The organism is Microbacterium sp. ISL-103, from assembly GCF_018613995.1.
Taxonomy (GTDB): Bacteria; Actinomycetota; Actinomycetes; order Actinomycetales; family Microbacteriaceae; genus Microbacterium.
Genome location: NZ_JAGGPD010000425.1, coordinates 1 through 2,340, shown reverse-complemented (window position 1 = coordinate 2,340; position 2,340 = coordinate 1). Strand labels below are relative to the sequence as shown.

3 protein-coding genes are annotated in these 2,340 nt (G+C 62.4%); 2 read left to right on the top strand and 1 reads right to left on the bottom strand.

Features of this window, described 5'->3' with window-relative positions; all coding sequences use genetic code 11:
• On the bottom strand, positions 1–585 hold a 585-nt coding region (locus tag J7E68_RS15050; protein ID WP_215173932.1), incomplete at its 3' end, for an SDR family NAD(P)-dependent oxidoreductase.
• A gap of 146 nt (positions 586–731) precedes the next feature.
• Between J7E68_RS15050 and J7E68_RS15045 the strand changes: the two genes are divergently transcribed.
• The gene (locus J7E68_RS15045; protein WP_215173930.1) at positions 732–1,571 is read left to right on the top strand and encodes a hypothetical protein; all 840 of its coding nucleotides are present in this window, start codon (positions 732–734) and stop codon (positions 1,569–1,571) included.
• A 118-nt stretch (positions 1,572–1,689) separates the two neighbouring features.
• On the top strand, positions 1,690–2,340 hold a 651-nt coding region (locus J7E68_RS15040), incomplete at its 3' end, for an alcohol dehydrogenase catalytic domain-containing protein (RefSeq protein WP_215173929.1).

The following is a 2,340-nucleotide window of genomic DNA, read 5'->3' as shown; positions in this document are numbered from 1 at the left end:
GGGTTGGTGGGCAAGCGAGGTTGGAAGGCCTATGGCGGCGGATTTGGTGGGGACGGAGTGAAGGTAGTTGACCGTTCCGCGCGTCACAGCATCGGAGGAGACATTGACGATACGGCCGAAGCCTGCCTTGCGCATGTGAGGAGCGACAGCTCTGGCACACAGGTACGGGCCGGTGACGTTGACTCCCAGGACGCGGTTCCACTGGTCCAACGGAATCTGGTCGAACGGCCCCTTTTGCAAGGTGGCGAAGATCGAGGCGTTGTTGATGAGTACGTCGACGCGACCCCACCGTTCGACGACGCGGGAGACCATCGCGTCGACGGAATCTGGGTCGGAGACATCGACGGGAACGCCGAGCGCGGTCCCTCCGGCCTGCTCGATCTCCTCGACGACTGAGAATGCCTTGTCCACGTCCAGGTCGGTGACCGCGACAAACGCGCCGGCGGCTGCGAACTGACGTGCGAGCTCGCGTCCGATGCCTTGGGCGGCTCCGGTGATGATCACCACCCGCTCGTCGACGCTGAAATCTCGTGCAGATGCCGGGACTCCCGAATCCTGCAGCGTATGAGTGAGCGGAGTCGTCATCGCCATCCTTCTGTCTAAGTTGTTGTTGAACATATCCCGTCATGTGGGATACTGTCAAATAACGAACACGGTTCTGTTAGACAGGCGAGGTACTCGATGTGAGAGGCGTCGCGGTCTTGATAGGGCACCGATACCAAGGAGCAGAAATGCGCGTAAGCAAGGCGGCAGATACAGGCAGCGAGCGGGTCGGCACCATGCGAGAGGGGGTGCTCGACCAGAAGCACCTGCTCTTTGGTGAGGACGGTTCGCCGAACAACTTCGACCTGAACATGGGGCACACCGGCGGAGGAGGGTGGCGCACGCCGCGTCACCGTCACAACTTCGATCAGGTGCGCTACGTCATCGCAGGACGCCTGCCGTACTCTGAAACGGACTACCTCGAAGAGGGCTGGGTCGGCTACTTCCCCGAGAGCGTTCACTACGGCCCGCAGGAGCGCGAGGAAGGTCTTCGCACCCTCGTGCTGCAGGCCGGCGGCGCCAGTGGGCAGGGGTATCTCAGCGTTGCTCAGCGCGAGGCGACCAACGCTGCACTCGAGGAGAAGGGTGAGTTCCGTAAGGGGCTCTACTACTGGACGGACGAGAACGGCGAGGAGCAGTCGCAGGACGGCTCGCAGGCGATCTTTGAGCACGCGGTCGGCCGCAAGCTCGAGTTCGCCACGCCGCGATACACCGATGTCATCGCGATGAACCCCGACGCGTTCGAGTGGCTGCCGCAGGGAGCTGAGGGTGTCTCGGAGAAGTGGATCGGCAACTTCACGGAGCGTGACTTCCGTATCGGCTTCGTGCGCCTGGAAGCGGGGGCGACCTACGAGGCGGGAACATTCCCGTCCATCGAAATCCTGTTCCAGACGCGCGGTGTTGTCTCTGTGAACGGTGAGAAGTACGGTGCGGAGAGCGGGTACGAATTCCTTCCCAACGAGGAGACGGTGTCGCTCAAGGCCGAGGAGCCGGCAGAGTTCCTGCGATTCGTCCTGCACACCTTCTAGTGCGCTGATTGTGGCGCGCGCTCGTAGTTGAGCACGCGCCACACCCGCGGGAGCGCAGAACATGCGACTACCGTCAACCACACCGAAAGGAACTGGCGATGCACGTGAGGTCTGAGTCATGAAGGCGGTCGTCTTCGGCGGCGAAGGGGCAATCGAGCTCCGCGAGTACGCTGACCCGACACCCGGGCCGGATGAAGTCGTCATCCGGGTGATGGCATCCGGAATGTGCGGCAGTGACCTGCATCACCTCCATGGTCCGCGCCGGTCTGAGAGCGAGATCGTCATCGAGGGGCACGAGCCGTGCGGTGTCGTCGAGCTTGTCGGGGATACGGTGCGTCCCAGTGAAGCGCACGTTGGCGACCGGGTGATGGTCCACCACTACGACGGTTGTCGGACATGCGAGTTCTGTAGGTCGGGATGGACCCAGTACTGCCCGAACGAAAAGACGGTCTACGGCGGACTAAACGGCAATGGTGCCCATGCCGACTTCATGAAGGTTCCCGCGCACACCCTCATCAAACTTCCCGATGCCCTATCGTTCAAGACCGGCGCAGCGATCTCCTGCGGCACTGGTACCGCATACGCCGCGTTGAAGCGTGTAGATCTCGCAGCCGACGACACTGTTGCCGTCTTCGGACAGGGCCCGGTTGGTCTCAGCGCGACCATGCTGGCGAAAGCATTCGGCGCGAGAGTCATCGCCGTGGACGTGGAGTCTTCGCGTCTGGCGATGGCCAAGGACTTCGGAGCGGACCACATTATCAACGCTGCG